The 18,832-nt window shown below is 72.6% G+C and carries 18 protein-coding genes, 1 tRNA gene and 1 pseudogene; 11 read left to right on the top strand and 9 right to left on the bottom strand.

Annotated elements, in window-relative coordinates; all coding sequences use genetic code 11:
- Window positions 1-61: 61 nt before the first annotated feature.
- Window positions 62-1,519, bottom strand: a complete 1,458-nt coding sequence (gene pdxR / locus ABD832_RS09615; protein ID WP_344891417.1) for a MocR-like pyridoxine biosynthesis transcription factor PdxR — start codon at window positions 1,517-1,519, stop codon at window positions 62-64.
- A gap of 244 nt (window positions 1,520-1,763) precedes the next feature.
- Between pdxR and ABD832_RS09610 the strand changes: the two genes are divergently transcribed.
- Both ABD832_RS09610 and ABD832_RS09605 read left to right on the top strand, forming a co-directional pair.
- Window positions 1,764-2,366, top strand: a complete 603-nt coding sequence (locus ABD832_RS09610) for an MFS transporter (protein WP_344891415.1) — start codon at window positions 1,764-1,766, stop codon at window positions 2,364-2,366.
- Window positions 2,281-3,039: an MFS transporter gene (locus tag ABD832_RS09605; RefSeq protein WP_344891413.1), complete on the top strand. Its 759-nt coding sequence runs from the start codon at window positions 2,281-2,283 to the stop codon at window positions 3,037-3,039. Before ABD832_RS09610 ends, ABD832_RS09605 begins: the two co-directional genes overlap by 86 nt.
- Window positions 3,040-3,056: 17 nt before the next feature.
- On the opposite strand, the gene ABD832_RS09600 is transcribed toward ABD832_RS09605, so the two are convergent.
- A complete protein-coding gene (locus ABD832_RS09600; protein WP_344891411.1) occupies window positions 3,057-4,007 on the bottom strand; it encodes an NAD-dependent epimerase/dehydratase family protein in 951 nt (316 codons plus the stop codon).
- 195 nt (window positions 4,008-4,202) lie between these two features.
- Here ABD832_RS09600 and ABD832_RS09595 point away from each other — a divergent pair, with 195 nt between their 5' ends.
- Window positions 4,203-4,721, top strand: coding sequence for a MarR family winged helix-turn-helix transcriptional regulator (locus ABD832_RS09595; RefSeq protein ID WP_344891409.1), 519 nt, complete (start codon window positions 4,203-4,205; stop codon window positions 4,719-4,721).
- Here the strand turns inward: ABD832_RS09595 and ABD832_RS09590 are convergent.
- Complete coding sequence (locus ABD832_RS09590) at window positions 4,705-5,214, bottom strand: substrate-binding domain-containing protein (RefSeq protein WP_344891406.1); 510 nt, start codon at window positions 5,212-5,214, stop codon at window positions 4,705-4,707. The two genes, ABD832_RS09595 and ABD832_RS09590, sit on opposite strands and share 17 nt — an antisense overlap.
- Before the next feature lie 397 nt (window positions 5,215-5,611).
- Window positions 5,612-5,701: pseudogene (locus tag ABD832_RS09585) on the bottom strand (LacI family DNA-binding transcriptional regulator); the annotation flags it as partial.
- Window positions 5,702-6,129: 428 nt separating this feature from the next.
- Between ABD832_RS09585 and ABD832_RS09580 the strand changes: the two are divergent.
- The 5 genes from ABD832_RS09580 to ABD832_RS09560 all read left to right on the top strand — a co-directional run bounded on the left by ABD832_RS09580 (window position 6,130) and on the right by ABD832_RS09560 (window position 12,047).
- On the top strand, window positions 6,130-7,848 hold the full coding sequence (locus tag ABD832_RS09580; RefSeq protein WP_344891402.1) for a discoidin domain-containing protein: 1,719 nt from the start codon (window positions 6,130-6,132) through the stop codon (window positions 7,846-7,848).
- Between the two features lie 73 nt (window positions 7,849-7,921).
- Window positions 7,922-8,839, top strand: a complete 918-nt coding sequence (locus ABD832_RS09575; protein ID WP_344891399.1) for a DUF1996 domain-containing protein — start codon at window positions 7,922-7,924, stop codon at window positions 8,837-8,839.
- 415 nt (window positions 8,840-9,254) lie between these two features.
- Window positions 9,255-10,034: a 2,3-dihydro-2,3-dihydroxybenzoate dehydrogenase gene (locus tag ABD832_RS09570; protein WP_344891396.1), complete on the top strand. Its 780-nt coding sequence runs from the start codon at window positions 9,255-9,257 to the stop codon at window positions 10,032-10,034.
- Between the two features lie 69 nt (window positions 10,035-10,103).
- Complete coding sequence (locus tag ABD832_RS09565) at window positions 10,104-11,354, top strand: isochorismate synthase (protein ID WP_344891394.1); 1,251 nt, start codon at window positions 10,104-10,106, stop codon at window positions 11,352-11,354.
- 27 nt (window positions 11,355-11,381) lie between these two features.
- Window positions 11,382-12,047 carry an isochorismatase family protein gene (locus ABD832_RS09560; protein WP_344891392.1) on the top strand — a complete coding sequence of 222 codons (666 nt, stop codon included), beginning with the start codon at window positions 11,382-11,384 and terminating at the stop codon, window positions 12,045-12,047.
- A gap of 181 nt (window positions 12,048-12,228) precedes the next feature.
- Here ABD832_RS09560 and ABD832_RS09555 read toward each other — a convergent pair whose 3' ends face one another.
- On the bottom strand, window positions 12,229-12,609 hold the full coding sequence (locus tag ABD832_RS09555) for a MerR family transcriptional regulator (RefSeq protein WP_344891390.1): 381 nt from the start codon (window positions 12,607-12,609) through the stop codon (window positions 12,229-12,231).
- Window positions 12,610-12,664: 55 nt separating this feature from the next.
- On the opposite strand from ABD832_RS09555, the gene ABD832_RS09550 reads away from it, so the two are divergent.
- Entirely contained in the window at window positions 12,665-13,462 is a 798-nt protein-coding gene (locus ABD832_RS09550) for a methyltransferase domain-containing protein (protein ID WP_344891388.1), read from the top strand.
- A gap of 25 nt (window positions 13,463-13,487) precedes the next feature.
- Here ABD832_RS09550 and ABD832_RS09545 read toward each other — a convergent pair whose 3' ends face one another.
- The 3 genes from ABD832_RS09545 to ABD832_RS09535 all read right to left on the bottom strand — a co-directional run bounded on the left by ABD832_RS09545 (window position 13,488) and on the right by ABD832_RS09535 (window position 15,114).
- A complete protein-coding gene (locus ABD832_RS09545) occupies window positions 13,488-13,967 on the bottom strand; it encodes a hypothetical protein (RefSeq protein ID WP_344891385.1) in 480 nt (159 codons plus the stop codon).
- 114 nt (window positions 13,968-14,081) lie between these two features.
- Window positions 14,082-14,155 (bottom strand) — tRNA-Pro (locus ABD832_RS09540).
- Window positions 14,156-14,190: 35 nt separating this feature from the next.
- A complete protein-coding gene (locus ABD832_RS09535) occupies window positions 14,191-15,114 on the bottom strand; it encodes a metallophosphoesterase (RefSeq protein WP_344891381.1) in 924 nt (307 codons plus the stop codon).
- Between the two features lie 80 nt (window positions 15,115-15,194).
- Here ABD832_RS09535 and ABD832_RS09530 point away from each other — a divergent pair, with 80 nt between their 5' ends.
- Window positions 15,195-15,653 (top strand): GatB/YqeY domain-containing protein, encoded by a 459-nt coding sequence (locus ABD832_RS09530; protein WP_344891378.1) that lies wholly within the window; start codon window positions 15,195-15,197, stop codon window positions 15,651-15,653.
- 207 nt (window positions 15,654-15,860) lie between these two features.
- Here ABD832_RS09530 and ABD832_RS09525 read toward each other — a convergent pair whose 3' ends face one another.
- Entirely contained in the window at window positions 15,861-18,098 is a 2,238-nt protein-coding gene (locus ABD832_RS09525; protein WP_344891375.1) for a transglycosylase domain-containing protein, read from the bottom strand.
- 294 nt (window positions 18,099-18,392) lie between these two features.
- Here ABD832_RS09525 and ABD832_RS09520 point away from each other — a divergent pair, with 294 nt between their 5' ends.
- Window positions 18,393-18,689 (top strand): WhiB family transcriptional regulator, encoded by a 297-nt coding sequence (locus ABD832_RS09520; protein WP_012887233.1) that lies wholly within the window; start codon window positions 18,393-18,395, stop codon window positions 18,687-18,689.
- Window positions 18,690-18,832 lie beyond the last annotated feature (143 nt).

Genomic DNA, 18,832 nt, shown 5'->3' with positions numbered 1-18,832 from the left:
ATCCGGAGCCGGATCCGGCTCCCGTTGCGTCCCGTCGCGTCCGGTCCCGTCCCGGTGCGCGTTACTCGCCCCGCAGGGCCCGGAAGCTCTCCGCGAGACGTTCCAGGCCCGGCGTGATCCGTTCCGCGGGGATCGAGCCGTATCCGATCACCAGGCCCGGTCTCGCCGGGCCCGCGTCGTGGTAGGGGGCGAGGTCGTCCACGGCGACGCCCGCCCGCGCCGCCCGCGACCTCAGCCGGTCGGTGCCGGTCCCGGCGCCGGGGGCCAGGTGGGCGCACAGGTGCAGTCCGGCCGCGGAGGGAACCGGCTCCAGCAGGCCGGAGAAGTCCCGCCCGAGCGTGCTGAGGATGCGCTCACGGCGGGCCGCGTACTCGCGTGTCGCCCTGCGGACGTGACGTGCGAGCAGCCCCTCGTCGATGAACCGGGCCAGCGCGGCCTGGGTGGGGGTCTCGCCGTGCCAGTCGGTGAGCCGTTTGGCGGTACGCAGCGCGGGGCGCAGCGAGGCCGGGGCGATCAGGAAGCCCAGCCGCAGCATGGGCAGCAGCGTCTTGGAGAAGGAGCCGACGTAGACGACGTGGCCGTCACGGTCGAGGCTCTGCAGCGGTTCGAGCGGGCGGCCGCCGAAGCGGAACTCGCTGTCGTAGTCGTCCTCGATGACCACGGCGCCCCGCCGCCCGGCCCAGTCGAGCAGCGCGGTACGGCGGCCGAGCGACATCGCCGTGCCCAGCGGGAACTGGTGCGAGGGGGTGACGTAGACCAGGCGGGCGGAGTCGGGGAGCGCGGACACGTCCAGGCCCTCGGCGTCGACCGGGACGCCGGTGACCCGGGCGCCCAGTGACCGGAACAACCGCCTGGCCGGTGGGTAGCCCGGGTCCTCGACCGCCACCTCGCAGCCCGGCTCGATCAGGACGCGTCCGATCAGGTCGAGCGCCTGCTGGGCCCCCTGGGTGACCAGCACGTCGGCGGCGCTCGCCCGGACCGAGCGGGAGATCCCGACATGGCGGGCGATGGCCTCCCGGAGGTGCGCGTGCCCGGCAGGATCCCCGTACCCGGGGGAACGGGTCAGTGCCGGGCGCAGCTCCCGGGTGAGCAGCCCGCGCCAGGTCTCGAACGGGAACAGCCGCGTGTCGGGGAAGCCCGCCCTGAAGTCGTAGACCGGCGTCCAGGCCGCCTCGTCCGGCCCGTCCGGCTCGTCGTGCGGGACGACGGGCGGCGACCGCCACAGCTCCCGGGGACGCACCCCGCCCTCGGGGGCGTTCCGGGGACGGGGACGGCGCAGGGGTTCGGCGCGGACGAAGGTGCCCGAGCCGACGCGACCGGTCACGACGCCCTCGGCGGTCAGCCGCTCGTAGGCCAGGGCCACGGTGTTGCGCGAGACGCCGATCCTGAGCGCCAGCTCGCGGGTGGAGGGCAGCCGCTCCCCGGGACGCAGGCGGCCGTCCAGGACGGCGTCCAGGAGCTGGCGGTAGATACGGGCCGACCGGTCACCGCGCCCGGCGATGCTCACGTGGACGTCCATGCATCTCCTCACCGGCCAGGGACCGGCCCCGGATCGGCCCCGGACCGGTCCGGCGCCGATGCGGGACCGGCGCGGGATCGTCGTGGAATCGGCGTGGAATCGGCGTGAATCGGCGTGAATCGGCCCGGTCCGATCGTCGTTCATTGGACCTTATCCCGGGCCATTCCGCCCCGGTACGGTCGTTCCGCCCCGCTTGCGGCGGGCCGCTCCGGGGCGTCGCACCGGCAGACCGTCAAGGAGAGCCATGTTCGGCCGGATCATGCCGTCCCCCGGGCCACCGAGGGTCCTCGCCCTCGCGCAGCTGGCCAACTCCATCGGGGACGGCGCCTACTACGTCTGCTCGGCGCTCTACTTCATCCGGATCGTCGGCCTCTCACCGGCACAGGTGGGGTTCGGGCTGACGCTCGCCTGGGCCGTGGGGTTCGTGGCGAGCGTCCCGCTCGGGCACCTCGCCGACCGTCGCGGACCGCGCGGCACGGCGGTCCTCCTGGCCGTGGCCACAGCCCTCGCGGTCGGCTCGTTCCTGTTCGTGCGCTCCTTCCCGCTCTTCGTGCTCGTCGCCTGCGCGTACGCGACCTGCCAGTGCGGGCTGGCCGCGGCCAGGCAGGCGCTGCTTGCGGGACTGGTGGACCGGGCGCGGCGGACCGGGGTCCGGGCCCGGTTGCAGGCGACGTCCAACGCCGGGCTGGCGGTCGGGGGCCGCGTCCGGCGGAGCGGCGCTGCACCTCGACACCGAGGCGGCCTACCTGGCCGTCCTCGCGATGGACGCGCTGAGTTTCCTGCTGGCGGCCCTGATCCTGCTCCGCCTGCCCGCGGTACCGGCCACGCCCGCGGCCCCGGCCGGTGAGCCGGCGCTGGCGGTGCTCAGGGACCGGCCGTACGCGCTGATCTCCTTCCTCAACATGATCGCGTTGTTGAACATGCCGATCCTGAGCCTGGTCATCCCCCTGTGGGTGGTCCAGCGCACCCAGGCGCCGAGCTGGACGGTCTCCGCCCTGCTGGTGGTGAACACCCTGGCGGTGGTGCTGTTCCAGGTGCGGGTGGCCCGGCGGGTCACGGACCTGGGGAGCGCCTCGGCGTCCGTCCGGCTGGCGGGCGCGGTGATGTTCGCCGCGTGCGTGGTGTTCGCCCTCTCCTCGGCCGTCTCCGGCGCCTGGGCCGCCGGGCTCGTCCTGCTCCTGGGGGCGTGCCTGCAGGTGGCCGGTGAGATGCTGCAGGCCTCGGGCGCCTGGGAGATCGGGTTCGACCTCGCCCCGGCCGGCAGGCAGGGCCAGTACCAGGGCTTCTTCGGCTCCGGCGCTGCGGTCGCGAGGATGCTCGGGCCGCTGCTGCTCACCACGCTGATCGTCGTCTGGGGTACGCCGGGCTGGCTGGTGATGGGCGGCGTGTTCCTGGTGTCGGGCCTGGCGACGGGACCGGCCGTGCACTGGGCCCGGCGGACCCGGCCCGATCCCGCCGATTCCACTGATCCCACCGGTCCGGCCGGTCCGGTCGATCCGGAGGGAGCGCGGACCTCCTGAGGCCCGCCGCCACCGCGTCACGGGACGGGCAGGAGGTCCCGGGGTGAGGAACCGAGCCGGATGCCGGCGTCCCCGGGGAGGTCGCCGAGCGCCGACACGCGGTGCAGGTGGTGGACGCCGGGCGACAGGGTCGTGGCGGCCCGCGCCGCGGACACCGCGACGGCGGCGGTGGCCCGCACCTCCCCGTGGCCGGTGGCCCAGCGCGTCGTGCCGTTCCCGGAACGGGCGAGCGCCAGCCACCGGTCGGTGCCGGGGAAGCGCAGTCCCCGGGGCGCTCTCGACGCGCCCGGAAGGCGGGTCAGCATCGCCAGGCAGGCGGTCGCCGCCCGCGAGTCCAGGCCGAAGCGGGTCCGTACCGGCACGCCGAGGTCCCGGGTGAGGACGTGCTGGTCGGAGTAGTCGGCCCGGTAGACCCGTCGCCTGCCGTAGCCGGGCAGGTCGAGACGGAGACCGCGGGTGTAGTTGCGCACCGCCGTCCCGGTCCAGGGGTCGCGGAAGTCGCGGCCGAGCAGGCCGTAGGCCCACGCGTACGACGCCTCGCCGTGGTGCTCGCCGGCCCCCAGCATCAGGACCACGTCGATCGGCGCGGGGGCGGCCGGGTCGTGCACCGCGGCGGCGAGCAGGTTCGTCAGGCCGGGGGCGAGCCCCACGCTCAGCAGGACCGGCCGGGGCGGTGCGAGCCGTTCCAGGGCGGTGACGTAGGCGGTGGTGGCGGTGACGTCGACGAACGCCGCGCCGTGCTCGGTGACCAGGGCCGCCAGCGCCGGGTCCTCGGCACCGGCCGCGTTGACGACGACGTCGATCCCGGTCAGCGCCGCCCGTACGGAGGCGGGGACGGTCAGGTCGACGCGCACGTCGGCGCGTGCGGCGTCGCGGCCCGCGGCGAGCGCCACGTCCCCACCGGCGCGCAGGCCGTCCACGATCCGGGCGCCGACCGCGCCGTACCCGCCGAGCACCAGTGCCCTCATCGCCGCGACCGCCGACCGGCCGGTCCGTCGTGGCGGCCGTCCCCGAGGAGGCGGTCGTCCCCGGCGGGGCGGCCGTCCTGGGCGGGGCGGCCGGGCGCGCTCACGCCGGTCGTGCGGTCTCCATGGGCGGTGCGCATGGCACCCTCCTATAAGTTGTACGAAGCAACTGTCCGACACCGAGCATAGGACCAACAGTTGTACGACACAACTCATAAGGGAGTGTTCCCGGACGACGATCTGCGCCGGCTGCTCCGGCTGCTCGCCAGGGCGGGCGGGCTGCTCGAACCGCACGGCCACGGTGAGCTGCGGCTCTCCCTGTCGGAGGTGTTCGCCCTCGGTGAGCTCGCCGAGGGCGAGACGCTCTCCCAGCGGGAGCTGGCCGTCCGCCTGGGCCTGGAGAAGAGCACCGTGAGCCGCCTGGCCGCGGGCATGGAGCGGCGGGGGTGGCTGTCGCGCGAGCGCGACCCGGCGAACCGCCGCTTCTACCGCCTCCGCCTCACCGAGCAGGGGTGGGCCGCGGCCGAGGAGGTCGGCGCGGGCCTGCGCACCATGCACGCCACGCTGTTCGGCGAGCTCACCGACGCCGAGCGCGCCGGTCTCGCGCTCGGGCTGGACGGCCTGGCCCGTGCCCTCCAGGCCGGGACCCACGGCGGGCACCGGCGGACGGGGGACGACCCGCTTCCCCCGGCGCGGGAGGCTAGCTCGACTCCCTGACCACGAGCCGGGTCGGCAGGATCACCGGCTCCGCGGGCTCGCCCCGCAGCAGGCCGAGCAGCAGGCGGGCCGAGGCGGCGGCCTGCTCGCCCATGGGGCTGCGCACCGTGCTGAGCGGCGGATCGGTGTAGAGGGCCGCCTCGATGTCGTCGTACCCCACCACCGCCACGTCGTCGGGCACCCGCCGGCCCGACCGGCGCAGCGCCCGCAGCGCGCCGATCGCCATCAGGTCGTTGGCGGCGAAGACCGCGTCCAGCGCCGGGTCGTCCTCCAGCAGCTGCGCCATGGCCTCGGCCCCGGAGACGCGGGTGAAGTCCCCGATGGACACGATCGAACGCCGCCCGGTCTCGCTCAGCACCTCGCGGTAGGCGCCCAGCCTGTCCTGGGCGGCGGACATGTCCAGCGGCCCGGAGATCGTGGCGATCCGGCGCCGCCCGCCCTCCAGCAGGTGCCGTACGGCCTGGGCGGCCCCGCCGACGTTGTCGTTGTCCACCCAGGGGATGGACGTCCGGGAGGGGGGGCCTGCCGTGCGAGACGAGCGGGACGCCGGTGGCGGCGAGCGCCGCGGGCAGCGGGTCGGCGCCGTGCATCGACACCAGCATGACCGCGTCCACGTGGCGGGCGGCCACGAACTGCCTGGCGCGCAGCCGGGCGTCGTCCGAACCGGCGAGCATGAGCACGACCTGCTTGCCCGCGGCCTCGAACTCGCGGCTGGCCGCGCGCACGACCGTGGAGAACATCGGGTCGTCCGAGACGAGCCCGGCCGGCGGGTCGGAGACGATCACCGCGATGGAGTCGGTGCGCCGGGTCACCAGGCTGCGCGCCGCGGGGTTGGGGATGTACCCCAGCTCGTTCACCACCCGCATGACGAGGTCGCGGATGTCGGCGGCGACCGTCGGCTCGCCGTTCACCACCCTGGAGACCGTCGACTTGGACACGCCGGCCCGGGTGGCGACGGCGTCCAGCGTGGGACGTCTCATGTGGTCTCTCCCGCAGTGCGTACCGCCGGGTGGCCAGGGCTGCCGGGGCGTGCGGTCCCACCCTCCCCGAAGCCTATCCGTTGATCATGAAGAGAACGCTCCCCGGTGCGGGAGCGGTCCACGGAGGAAATTCTCGCCGGATTCCCGCGGGCCGGCACGGCCCCCACGGCGTCACGCGACGGCGACGTTCCGGCGGGACGCTTTCGGCCCGGGTGCCGCCAAGATGCTGCTCAGAGGCCACGAGCGATGACCGAAAAGCTTCTCCGGGAGCGCTCCCTGAGCCGTGCGGCTGGTTACCGACACGTGTCCGGGCCGTTTCCTACTGGTTGAGCGGGTACTTGACAGCGTCGGTCAGACAAGAGCAATCTCTGCTCAGAGAGCGCTCCCCGAACCGATATCGGTTGCACCCCCCACTCCGAGGAGACGCGATGCCCTCGCCTCGACATCCCGCCCGCCCACTGGTCCTGCTGATCGCCCTCGCCGTCAGCCTCCTCGCCCCCTGCCTGGCCGTCCTGCCCGCCTCGGCGGCCGCCGACGTCCTGCTCTCCCAGGGCAGGCCGGTGACGGCCTCCTCCTCCGAGGGAGTGGCCTTCCCGGCGTCCGCCGCCGTCGACGGCAACCCGGGCACCCGCTGGTCCAGCGCGTTCAGCGACCCGCAGTGGCTCCAGGTCGACCTCGGCGCCACCGCGACCATCTCCCAGGTCTCGCTGAAGTGGGAGGCCGCCCACGGACGCGCCTTCCAGATCCAGACCTCGTCCAACGGCACCACCTGGACGACGATCCACTCCACCACCACCGGCACCGGTGGCGACCAGACGCTGACCGTCAGCGGATCCGGCCGCTACGTGCGCGTGTACGGCACCCAGCGGGCCACCGCCTACGGCTACTCGCTGTGGGAGTTCCAGGTCTACGGCACGACCGGCTCCACCGACCCCGGCAACCCCGGTGAGCTGAGACTGCTCTCCTACGGCAGGCCCGGCGCGGCCTCCACCTCCCAGCACGACGGGAACTGCTGGGAGTGCACCCCGGCCAGGGCCTTCGACCGCGACCCGGCCTCGCGCTGGGCGACCAGCCCCACCGGCGGCTGGGTGGACCCGGCCTGGATCTCCGTCGACCTCGGCGCGACCGCGCAGATCAAGAGGGTCGTGCTGCAGTGGGACCCGGCCTACGCCAGGGCGTTCCAGATCCAGGTCTCCCCGGACAACGCCACCTGGACCCCGATCTACTCCACCACCACCGGCACCGGCTTCAAGCAGACGCTGACCGTCGACGGGACCGGCCGCTACGTGCGCATGTACGGCACCCAGCGGGCCACCCCGTACGGCTACTCGCTGTGGGAGTTCCAGGTCTGGGGCACCGGTGGCGCGCCGATCACGCCCCCGCCGCTCCCGGCCGACCCGGCCAACCCGCCGTCGCTGGTCTGGAGCGACGAGTTCAACGGCGCCTCCGGGACCAGGCCCGACGCGGCCAAGTGGACCCAGGACCCGGGGACCGGCCCGAACAACGAGCTGGAGTACTACAAGCCCGAGAACACCGCCATGGACGGCAACGGCAACCTCGTCATCACCGCGAGGGAGGAGACCACCGCCGGGTCGTCGTGCCCGGGCGGACCCTGCCGGTACACCTCGGGACGGATCAACACCGGAGGCAAGTTCACCTTCACCTACGGCCGGGTCGAGGCCCGCGTCAAGGTCCCCAAGGGCAACGGCCTGTGGCCCGCGTTCTGGATGATGGGCGCCGACTTCCTCACCGGCAGGCCGTGGCCGTACAACGGGGAGATCGACATCCTGGAGGTGCTCGGCAAGGACGTCAAGACCTCCTACTCGACCGTGCACGCGCCCGCCTACAACGGCGGCGGCGGCATCGGCAGCCCGTACACGCTGCCGAACGGGGCCGACTTCTCCGACGACTTCCACGTCTGGGCCGCCAACTGGGACAGCAAGGGCATCGTCTACACCCTGGACGGCCGCACGGTCTACACCATCAGCAAGGAACAGGTCGAGGCGACGCGGGGCCCGTGGGTCTTCGACCACCCCTTCTACATCATCCTCAACCTCGCGGTCGGCGGTGACTGGCCCGGCCCGCCGGACGCGAGCACCGGCTTCCCCAAGCAGATGCTCGTCGACTACGTACGCGTCTACCGGTAACCCCTCGCCCACCCCCCCTTCCGGCACGGCTCCCGGCGAGCCGTGCCGGAGAGCCGGCCAAAGGAGCCGTCCCATGCGTCCACGTCCCTCGTCCGGTGCCCTCTGGCGCCGGCTACGCCCGCTGACCCTGGCCCTCGCGCTCGCCGCGCTGCTGGGCACGTCCCTGTCGGTCCTGCCCGCCCAGGCAGGCACGGCGTCGCGCTCGCAGGCCGCCGGCTCGTCCGCGGCCGTCGTACGGGTGGCGGAGTTCCTCGCCGACTGCCCGTTCAGCCACCGGCTGCCCGACGACCCGATCATCTTCCCCGGCCTGCCCGGCGCGTCGCACATGCACAGCTTCTTCGGCAGCACCACCGTCAACGCCCACACGACCCTGGCGAGCCTGCAGAGCGCTCCCAGCAACTGCAACCCGCGCGTCGACCTGTCGTCGTACTGGGTGCCGACCCTGTACAACGGCAACACCCCGGTGGAGCCGACCGGCACCACGTTCTACTACCTGGGCGAGGGCGTGCGCGACGACGTGATCGCGCGGACCCAGCCGCTCCCGCTCGGCCTGCGGATCGTCGCGGGCAACGCCAGGGCGACCGGGCCCGACGACAACACGATCGCGCGCTGGTCGTGCCTGCACGCCGGGCACGTGGGCGCCTCGAAGAACTTCGTGAACTGCCCGGCGGGCACGATGCTGGAGTCCTACCTGGACTTCCCGCAGTGCTGGAACGGCAGGGACCTCGACTCCCCCGACCACAAGAGCCACATGTCCTACCCGGTGGGCGGGACCTGCCCGGCCTCGCACCCGGTGCCGGTGCCCAAGCTGCGCCAGGTGCTGCGCTACCCGGTCAACGGCGACCCGGCGCGGTTCCGCCTGGCCTCCGGACCCGGGTACACCATGCACGGTGACTTCTTCAACGCCTGGCCCGTGGCCGAGATGGAGCGCCGGGTGCGCAACTGCATCCGCCCGATCATCAAGTGCGGCGCGGACGGCAACCCGTCCTGACCCGAGGGGACGGGCCCCGGTCCCGGCGCGGGCGGTGACCCTTCCCGACCCGGGGAAAGGGTGACCCTTCCCGATCCGGGGGAGCGGAGCCCGTCCCGGGCACGGCGGACGAGGACCCGTCCCGATCCGACCGGATCCGAGCGGTGCGGGCCATCGGCCCGCACCGCTCCTCCCTTTCCTGCCTTCCCGTCTTTCCCGCATTTCCTGCCTTTCCCGGCGACGCGGTGCGACGCGGTTCCCGGGTGACGCGGTGCTCGGACCCGGGCCTCGTCCCGCCTCCCGTGGCGTTCCCGCCCCTTCCTCACAAGCGTCGGCATGTCCCGCTGATCTGTGAAAAGTAACTATAAGTTTTTGCTGCGCAACCCAAAGTGATGGCACTAGCCTTCCTACGGCACAAGCTGACGGAGGCGGGAGCATGCTGGGGGAAGGCGCGCTGAGGGACGGCGCGGTGGCCGTGGTCACCGGTGCGGCGCGGGGAATCGGCGAGGCGGTGGCACGCGCCCTGACGAGGGCGGGTGCACGCGTCGCCGCCCTCGACGTCGACACCGAGCGGGTCGAGCGGGTCGCCGCCGGGCTCGGCACCGCGGTCGCCTACACCTGCCAGGTCGCCGACAGCGCCGCCGTCGACGACGTGATCGCGCGCGTCGAGACCGACCTCGGCCCGATCGGGCTGCTCGTCAACGTGGCCGGAGTGCTCTGCTCGGGCCCGGCCGTCACCATCGGCGACGAGGAATGGGCACGCACCTTCGCGGTCAACGCCGGCGGTGTCTTCCACCTCTCCCGCGCGGTCGCCCGCCGGATGATCCCCCGCAGATCCGGGGCGATCGTCACCGTGGGCTCCAACGCCGCGGGCGTGCCCCGCACGAACATGGCGGCCTACGCCGCCTCCAAGGCCGCCGCCGCGCACTTCACCAGGTGCCTCGGCCTGGAGCTGGCGCCGTACGGCATCCGGTGCAACGTGGTGTCGCCCGGCTCGACCGACACCGCCATGCAGCGCGCCCTGTGGACCGGCGAGCACGACGCGCGGACGGTCGTCGAGGGCTCACCGGCCACCTTCCGGGTGGGCATCCCGCTGGGCAGGCTGGCCGCTCCCGAGGACGTCGCGGACGCCGTCCTCTTCCTGGCCTCCGACCGCGCCAGGCACATCACCATGCAGGACCTGTACGTCGACGGGGGCGCCACGCTCCGGGCCTAGCGCGGCATCCCCCTTCCCTTCGCGGATCTCTTCCCCTCACGGGCCCCTTCCGACAGGAGACCCTTCGCCATGCCGCCGAACGACACCCTCACCATGCCCAGAACCCCCGACCTGCTGGGCGACTACGAACCCGGTGCCTTCTTCTTCACCTCACCGGCCCGGACCCTGCTCGCCAGGGGCGTCCACCGGACGATCTCCGCTTCCTCGGCGGGCGACCTGCGAAGATGCGTCGCCTCGGCCCTGCGCGACGCCCGGGAGGCCGGTCATCCCGACCCCATGGTGGTGGGCGCGGTGCCCTTCCGCGACGACCGCCCCGCGCGCCTGCTGGTGCCCGCCACGGTCCGCCGGACGGGCCCGGCGAACGGCCGGGTGAGCGGCCCGGCGCCCGGTCCGGCGGGCCCCGAGCGGACCGGTGGCACGTCCACCCCGTTCACCCCGTTCACCGGGTTCACCGGGTTCACCGGGTTCGGGCCGGTTCCGGCTCCCGACGACTACCTGCGCGGCGTGGAGAAGGCGCTGACCAGGCTCACCGCCGGGGAGCTCACGAAGATCGTGCTGGCCCGGGCCCTGGACGTCACCCTCGGCGCGCCCGTCGACGTCCGACGGGTCCTGCGCAACCTGGTACGCCGCGACCCGCAGGCCTACGGCTACGCGGTCGACCTGCCCGTCCCCGGCGGCCGGCCGGGGACCGGCACCCGCACCCTGCTGGGCGCCAGCCCCGAGTTGCTCGTCGCCCGCTCGGGACGCCGGATCACCACGAACCCGCTGGCCGGGTCGGCGTCCCGGCACCCCGATCCCGTCGTCGACTCCGAACGGGGCCGTGCCCTGCTCACCTCGGACAAGGACCTGCGCGAGCACGCCCTGGTCATCGAGAACATCGTGGAGGCCCTGCGCCCGTACTGCCGCGACCTGACCGTCCCGGCCGGGCCGTCGCTGCTGTCCACCGCCTCCATGTGGCACCTGTCGACCCGGATCACCGGCGTGCTCGACGACCCCGCGGTCACCTCGCTGGAGCTGGCCACCCTGCTGCATCCCACCCCGGCCGTCTGCGGCACGCCCGCGCGCGCCGCGCGCCGGGCCATCGAGGAGATCGAGCCGTTCGACCGCGGCCTGTACGCCGGCCTGGTCGGGTGGGGCGACATCACCGGCGACGGCGAGTGGGTGGTGACCATCCGCTGCGCCGAGGTCGCCGACCAGACGCTGCGGCTCTTCGCCGGCGCGGGCATCGTCGCCGGTTCGGTCCCGGAGAGCGAGCTCGCCGAGACCACCGCCAAGTTCCAGACCATGCTCCGCGCGGTCGGCCTGGACCGGGACCGCTGACCCGCCCGCCGGAAAGGAGACGGTGACATGGCCCTTCCCCGGATCGCCCCCTACCCGCTGCCCGGGTGGAACGACCTGCCCGCCAACCGGGTGGACTGGCGTCCCGACCCGCGCCGCGCCGTCCTGCTCGTCCACGACATGCAGAACCACTTCCTCGCCCCCTTCGGCGCCGGCGACCCGCCGCTGACCGGGCTCGTCGCCAACATCGGCCTCCTTCGCGACGCCTGCGCCCGCCTGGGGGTACCGGTCGTCTACTCGGCGCAGCCCGGCGGCCAGAGCGGCGAGCGGCGCGGCCTGCTCCAGGACTTCTGGGGACCGGGCGTGCCCGGCGGGGCCGGGAGCGAGATCGTCGCGGACCTCCTCCCGGCGGAGCGCGACATCCTGCTCGTCAAGCGGCGCTACAGCGCCTTCCACGGGACCGGCCTGGCCGGCCGGATGCGGGCCATGGGACGTGACCAGATCATCGTCTGCGGCGTCTACGCCCACATCGGCTGCCTGCTGACCGCGTGCGACGCCTTCATGCGGGACATCCAGCCGTTCCTCGTCGCCGACGCCGTTGCGGACTTCTCCCCGGAACACCACGTGATGGCCGTCGCCTACGCCGCCGACCGGTGCGCGGTGACGACCCTCACCGACGGCCTGCTGCGCGAGTGGGACCTTCTCCCGGGCGCGGAGGCGGACGGCGAGGCGTGACCGGCCTCCGCCGGATCACCGCACGACCCCGCCACCCCGGCCGCAGGCCCGCGACGACGACCCGACGACCCGACGACCCGGAGGCGACCCGGAGGCGACCCGACGGCGACCCGACGGCGACCCGACGGCGACCCGGAGGCCGGCGGTGACGGGCGGGATCGGCCGGGGCCGGCCGTGCGCGTCACCGGCCGACCCTCTCCTCCAGGGTGCGCTGGAAGTGGGCACAGCCGGTGAAGTCCTCGTGATCGCAGTCCAGGGCACATTCGATCATGTCGATCGACGCCCTCGCCCGCTCGACGCGCAGGGTCAGGTCCGCGTGCCGGCGGCGCAGGACCTCACGCCGCGCGACCGGATCCACAGTGGTGATCATCTCCCGGATCTCGTCCAGCGAGAACCCGGCCTCCTTCGCGCGCAGGATCACCGCGATCCGGAAGAGATGATCGTGGTCGTAGCGGCGCCGGTCGGCCCCGGTGCGGACCGGGGAGAGCAGTCCCATCGACTCCCAGTGCCGCAGGACGTGGGTGGCCAGGCCGAACCGCCCGGCGACCTCACCGATGCTCATCACCGCGGCATCACCCCTTGACGTCATGTCGTCATTAAGTCCGATCCTCGATCACATGTCCAACGACTCCGTCACCACCGCCGGTGCCCCCGACCTCGCGGGCGCCGAACTGTTCCGAAGGCTCGACGCGATCGAGTCCCACCCCGGCCTCGTCCGGCCACGTCTGCGTTCCTACGACCTGCTCGGCGTGGCCCCCGGCGCCCTCGTGGCCGACGTCGGCTGCGGAACCGGTCTCGCGGTCGCGGAGATGACCGGGCGCGGCGCCAGGGCGGTCGGCGTCGACCTCAGCGAACAGATGATCGTCGAGGCCCGCAGGCACCGGCCCGGCGCGGACCTGCGCGTCGGCGACGCCCGGGAGCTGCCGTTCCGGGACGGGGAGCTCACCGGGTACCGCGCCGACAAGGTCTACCACGATCTCGACGACCCCGCCGCGGCGCTCGGCGAGGCACGGCGGGTGCTCGCTCCGGGCGGCCGGGTCGTCCTGGCCGGGCAGGACTGGGACACCCTCGTCGTCGAGTCCGACACCCCGGCCCTCACCCGGGCCGTCGTGCACGCCCGCGCCGACCTGGTCCGCGCTCCCCGGGCCGCCCGGGCCTACCGCAACCTCCTGCTGGAGGCGGGGTTCGACGACGTCACCGTGGAGGTGCACACCGCCGTCTTCACCGGCCCGGAGGTACTGCCCCTGGTCGCGGCGACCGCGGCAGCCGTCGGGGCCTCCGGGGCCTCCGGGGCCTCCGGGGCCGTCACCCGCGACGACGTGGACGCCTGGGTCGCGGAGCAGACCGGACGGGCCCGTACCGGGAGGCTCTTCGTGGCCGTGCCGATCTTCGTCGCGGCGGCCCGCCGCCCCTGACCGCCCGCCCGGCGATCCGTGACGCTCAGGCGTCGTCCAGGGTGGCGCGCATGCGCGCGACGGCCCGGAGGATCTCCTCGCGGTGCTTCGCACTCGTGATCCAGTCCGGCAGGGACTCCACCAGCGTCCGGGGCCTGCCGCGATCCCGATCGGAGGCGAGCAGGCGTTCCCGGTGCCGGGCGGCCACGTGATCCTCCAGCAGGTCGAGATGCCGCCGCCCGTACGCCCAGAGGGTGTGCCCGCAGCACGGCGCGCTCAGCCAGAGGGGGAGGCGGAAGTAGGGGTCCTCGGGGGCGTCGTACCAGCCGACCCGATCACCTTCCCAGCCGCGGACGTACCCGCAGGCCGGACAGAGCAGCCTGCGCGGCGCGAAGATCCCCCGGTCGGTGCCGCCCGGCAGGGGGAGGACCGCGGCGCGGCCGTCGCAACGGGGACAGCGCACCAGGATCTCGTCGGCCGGCAGGTCGTACCAGGAGGTGCCGGGGTCACGGAACCGCTCGCTCATACCGTGACGTTAACCCCGTCCCGGCCGCACGCCGTCTTGCAGATGTCTCCCGGGAACAGCAGAAGGGCCCGACCCGCTGAGCGGATCAGGCCCTCTGCTTCGGGACATTCAACGTCGGGGTGACAGGATTTGAACCTGCGGCCTCTTCGTCCCGAACGAAGCGCGCTACCAAGCTGCGCCACACCCCGTTCGCACGTCTGGTCTTGCTCGTGCTTGAGAAAGTCTAGCGGACTTCGCGGGTGCGTGTGTCGCCACGACGGCGGGGCATCAGGGTCAGCAGGCTGGCCTCGGGGTAGCAGGAGAACCGCGCCGGGGCGTAGGGGCTGGTCCCGAGCCCGGCGGAGACGTGGAGATAGGCGGAGTCGTGACGGCTCATGCCCTTGACGCGTGCCCGGTCGATCCCGCAGTTGGTGACCAGGGCGCCGTAGAAGGGGATGCAGAGCTGCCCGCCGTGGGTGTGACCGGCCAGCAGCAGCTGGTAGCCGTCGGCGGCGAAGCGGGTCAGGTTACGGGGCTCCGGCGAGTGCATCACGCCCAGGCGCAGGTCGGCCTCGGCCGGGGCGGGGCCCGCGATCAGGTCGTAACGATCGAGGTTGATGTGGGAGTCGTGGATGCCCCCCACGGCCACGTCGAGATCGCCTGCCTTGATGCGGGCGGTGGTGTTGTTCATGTCCAGCCAGCCCTCGCCGGCCATGGCGGCGCCCAGCTCCTCCCAGGGGAGGGTGGGGATCTTCTGCCCGTAGTCGGTCTTGGAGGTGCGCCAAAGGTAGCGGGCCGGGTTCTTCGGCCGGGGCTCGTACATGTCGTTGGAGCCGTAGACGAACAGGCCCGGCCGCGCCAGCAGGGGTTCCAGGGCGTGCATCAGGGGCGCGATCGCGTCGGGGTGCGCGATCGAGTCGCCGGTGTTGACGACCAGGTCGGGGTTGAGGGCGCCCAGCGAGCGCACCCAGTCGATCAGCATCCGCCTGCCGGGGGTGAGGTGCAGGTCGGACAGGTGCAGGATGCGCACCGGCCGCTGTCCCGGCTCCAGGACGGGCACGTCGAACCGGCGCAGCCGGAACGCGTTGCGCTCGACGATCGAGGCGTACGCGAGGCCGGCCACGCCGGCGCCGAGCAGGGACAGGGGCACCGCGGCTGCTTTCCTCACGTCCTCATCATGCCCGAGATCCGGCCCCGCGAAGGAAACTCGGGATACAGCGGGGCTGGTGAGGCGGCAAGATGGACCGCATGAGCGCATTGAAGGACAAGCTGAAGGCCGATCTCACGGTCTCCATGAAGAGCAGGGACGAGATCCGTACCCGCACGATCCGCATGGCCCTCGCGGCCGTGAACGTCGAGGAGGTCTCGGGGAAGACGGCGCGCGAGCTCACCGACGACGAGGTCGTCAAGGTGCTGGCCAAGGAGGCCAAGAAGCGCCGTGAGGCCGCCGAGGCGTTCAGCGGTGCCGGCCGGGCGGAGCAGGCGCAGGCCGAGATCGACGAGCAGGCCGTGCTGGAGGCGTACCTGCCCGCGCAGCTCTCCGACGAGGAGCTCGCCGCGCTGGTGGAGGAGGCCGTCACCGAGAGCGGCGCCACCGGGCCGCAGGCCATGGGCCAGGTCATGAAGCTCGTGAACCCGAAGGTCGCCGGACGCGCCGAGGGCGGCCGGGTCGCGCAGGCCGTACGGGCCCGCCTGGCGTCCTCCTGACCGCCCTGCCCTGCCCGGCCGGGCAGGGCGAGGCCCGGGGGCCGATCAGGCCCCGTGAGGGCCGGAAGGCAGGAAGGCCGGAGCGGGGCCCGGTGAGGGACCGGTAAGGGGCGCCGATCGGTCCCGGACGCCGAAGGGCCCTCCCGCCCGGTTCCTCGGAGGGCCGTAGCGGGAGGGCCCGCGCGTCCGGGGAACGGCCGCGGTGTCCTACCAGCCGCCCCAGCCGTCGTCGTCCGGGCCGCCACGGTCGGGGTCGGCCGTGGCGCCGCCGTTGATGTCCCGCCCGACCTCGCCGTCGTCGTCCGGGCCGCCGCGGTCGCGGTCGCCGCCCCGGTCGTCACCGCCGCCGCGGTCGGGCTTCGGCGGGGGCTTGGGCGCGCACCGGCCGGAGCAGCCGCCGAAGCGCTCCATGTTCACCGGGGTGAACGAGGTGGCCTCGACGCCCTTGAGCGCGCCGAGCATCGCGTCCTTCCAGATCCGCCCGGAGATCGAGGCGCCGTAGACGTAGCCGTAGTAGCGGCCGCCGATGGTCACGCCGGTCAGGTCGTACTTGAAGGCACCGCGCGGGTCGCCCAGGCTCACCGCGGAGGCGAGGTCGGGGGTGAAACCGGCGAACCAGGCGGCGGTGTAGGCGTCGGTGGTGCCGGTCTTGCCCGCCGCCGGCCGGCCGATGCCGCCGACCTCCTGCATCGTGCCCCTGGTGAAGACCCCGGACATGATGTGGGCGGCCGCGTCGGCGACCTCCTCGTCCAGGACCTGCTTGCACTTGGGCTTGTACGAGGTCTTCTTGCCGTCGCGGTCGAGGCTCTCGGTGATCACCATCGGCTTGCAGTAGGTGCCGCGGGCGGCGATCGCCGCGTAGGCGGCGGAGACCGTCACCGGGTCCATCTCGTTGATGCCGAGCGTGAAGGTCTCGAACTCCTTCAGCTTCCCGCCGTCGGCGCGCTTGATGCCGAGGCTCTTGGCCATCTTGACCGTCTCGCACAGGCCGACCTCCTGCTCCAGACGCAGGAAGAAGGTGTTCACCGAGCCCAGGGTGCCGGTGGTCAGGGTCTTGAAGCCGCCGCTGCTCTCGCTGGAGTTGTGGACCGTGTGGCCGACGTCACCGACCGAGTTGCCCTTGCAGTCGCGGAACGCGCTCGGGCTCGAGGCGGTGTAGCCGTCCCCGGTGGCGAAGCCGTCGCCCAGCTTCATGCCCTGGTCCAGGGCGGTCAGCAGGGTGAAGGGCTTGAACGTGGAGCCGGCCTGGAAGCCCGCGCCGCCCGCGTGGTCCCTGTCGCCGACCAGGTTGTAGCTGATCTCGTTCTTCTTCTTGTTGTTGCCGTACTTGCGGCTGGCGGCCATCACCGTGACGGCCCCGGTGCCGGGGACGATCATCGCCTGCGCGGCGACCGGCTTGTCGCTGGCCTTGACGTACCTCTTGATCGCCTTGTTCGCGGCCTTCTGCGCCTTGGCGTCGAGCGTGGTGGTGATCGTCAGGCCGCCTCGCTGGAGCAGCTTCTCGCGGTCCTTGGGGGTCTTGCCGAAGTCCTCGTTGAGCGCGATCTCGTGCTGCACGTACAGGCAGAAGTAGGGGTACTTGCTCTCCTCGCAGCCACCGGGGGCCTCGACGTCCTTGAAGCCGAGCTTCTTCTTCTTGGCCTCCTCGGCCTCCTGCGGCGTGATCTTTCCGAGCTCGGCCATCCGGTTCAGCACGGTGTTGCGCCGCTCCAGCAGCCGCGTGCGGGCCGCCTTGCCGGCGTCGGGGTCGGTCACGCTCGGGTTCTGCACGGCCCCGGCGAGGGTGGCCGCCTCCCAGAGGTTGAGCTTGGAGGCGGGCTTGTCGAAGAAGCGTTTGGAGGCGGCCTGGATGCCGTAGGCGCCCGCGCCGTAGTAGGAGATGTTCAGGTACTTCTCGAGGATCTCCGACTTGGTGTACTTCTCCTCGGCGTAGAGCGCGTAACGCAGCTCGTTGAGCTTGCGGGAGAGGGTCGGCGCCTGCGCGGCCTCCTGCTTCTCCTTGGTCTCGGCGGCGTTGACCAGCACGAGCTTGACGTACTGCTGGGTGATCGAGGAACCGCCCTGAACCACCCCGCCGCCCGAGACGTTGCGCGCCGCGGCCCGGAACGTGCCTTCCAGGTCGATCGCGCCGTGCTCGTAGAACCGGTCGTCCTCGATCGCCACGATCGCGGTCTTCATGATGTCGGCGACCTCGTCGATCTTCACCGACTCACGGTTCTGGAAGTAGAACTGGGCGAACTGCTTGCCGTCCGCGTCGAGCAGGGTGGTCTTCTCGGCCAGCGGGGGTTCCTTGAGCGGTTCGGGGAGGAGCCGCAGCTCGTTCGTCGCCGCGTTCACCGTCATCCCCGCGCCGCCGACCGCCGGAAGCGCCACGGCGGCGGCCAGCACGCCCGTGGCGGTCGCCGCGCCGAGCAGTTTCAGCACACCGCCGATCTTGCGGAGCACCGAACCCTGATCTTTACCATCACCTTGCACGAGTCAAGGGTACGTCGGGCTGATGCTCCAAACGGTAACGGAACACCGTTTTGAGATGACTTCTCCCAGTATCGAAGACGGGTGACTAGTCATTCCCGGCCAGATGGCCGTGGATGACCATGTGAGAATTTGGTCCCGCCGGGGTCTGTCGGCCCGAACGTCTGGTTGCGTACGTTCTCTTTCTGCAGCAATTGAATACCGAGGCCCGACGCCCGCGCCCGTCGGCCCAAGTCACGACTGACCACCTAAGGGGAGTGGGGTCGAATGTGGATCACGGATTGGACCTCCCGTGCGGCCTGTAAGGGTGCGGATCCTGACGCTTTGTTCGTTCAGGGTGCTGCCCAGAACCGAGCAAAGCTGATCTGCCGAGGATGCCCGGTCCGGACCGAGTGCCTCGCCGATGCGTTGGACAACCGCATCGAGTTCGGGGTGTGGGGCGGGATGACCGAGCGCGAACGTCGAGCGCTGCTGCGCCGGCGACCGGATGTCGACTCCTGGCGTGACCTGCTGGAGTTGGCCAAAGAAGAGTACGAGCGAACGAACGAGCTGATCGCCGGCTGAGTTCGCGCCGATCCCGTACGGCTGGCGCCGCGCGCCAGCCGTACACGCATGTCCCGGGACGGTTGAACGGGTCGGGCGGCCGGACCTTCCGGCCGCCCCACCGGGACGAACGCTCTCGGAGAAGACGACCGGGACGAACGCTT

It is taken from the genome of Streptosporangium longisporum (assembly GCF_039534895.1).
GTDB classification, from domain to species: Bacteria; Actinomycetota; Actinomycetes; order Streptosporangiales; family Streptosporangiaceae; genus Streptosporangium; species Streptosporangium longisporum.
Note: the sequence above shows the minus strand (reverse complement) of the source record. Positions and strands in the feature narration are given on the sequence as shown.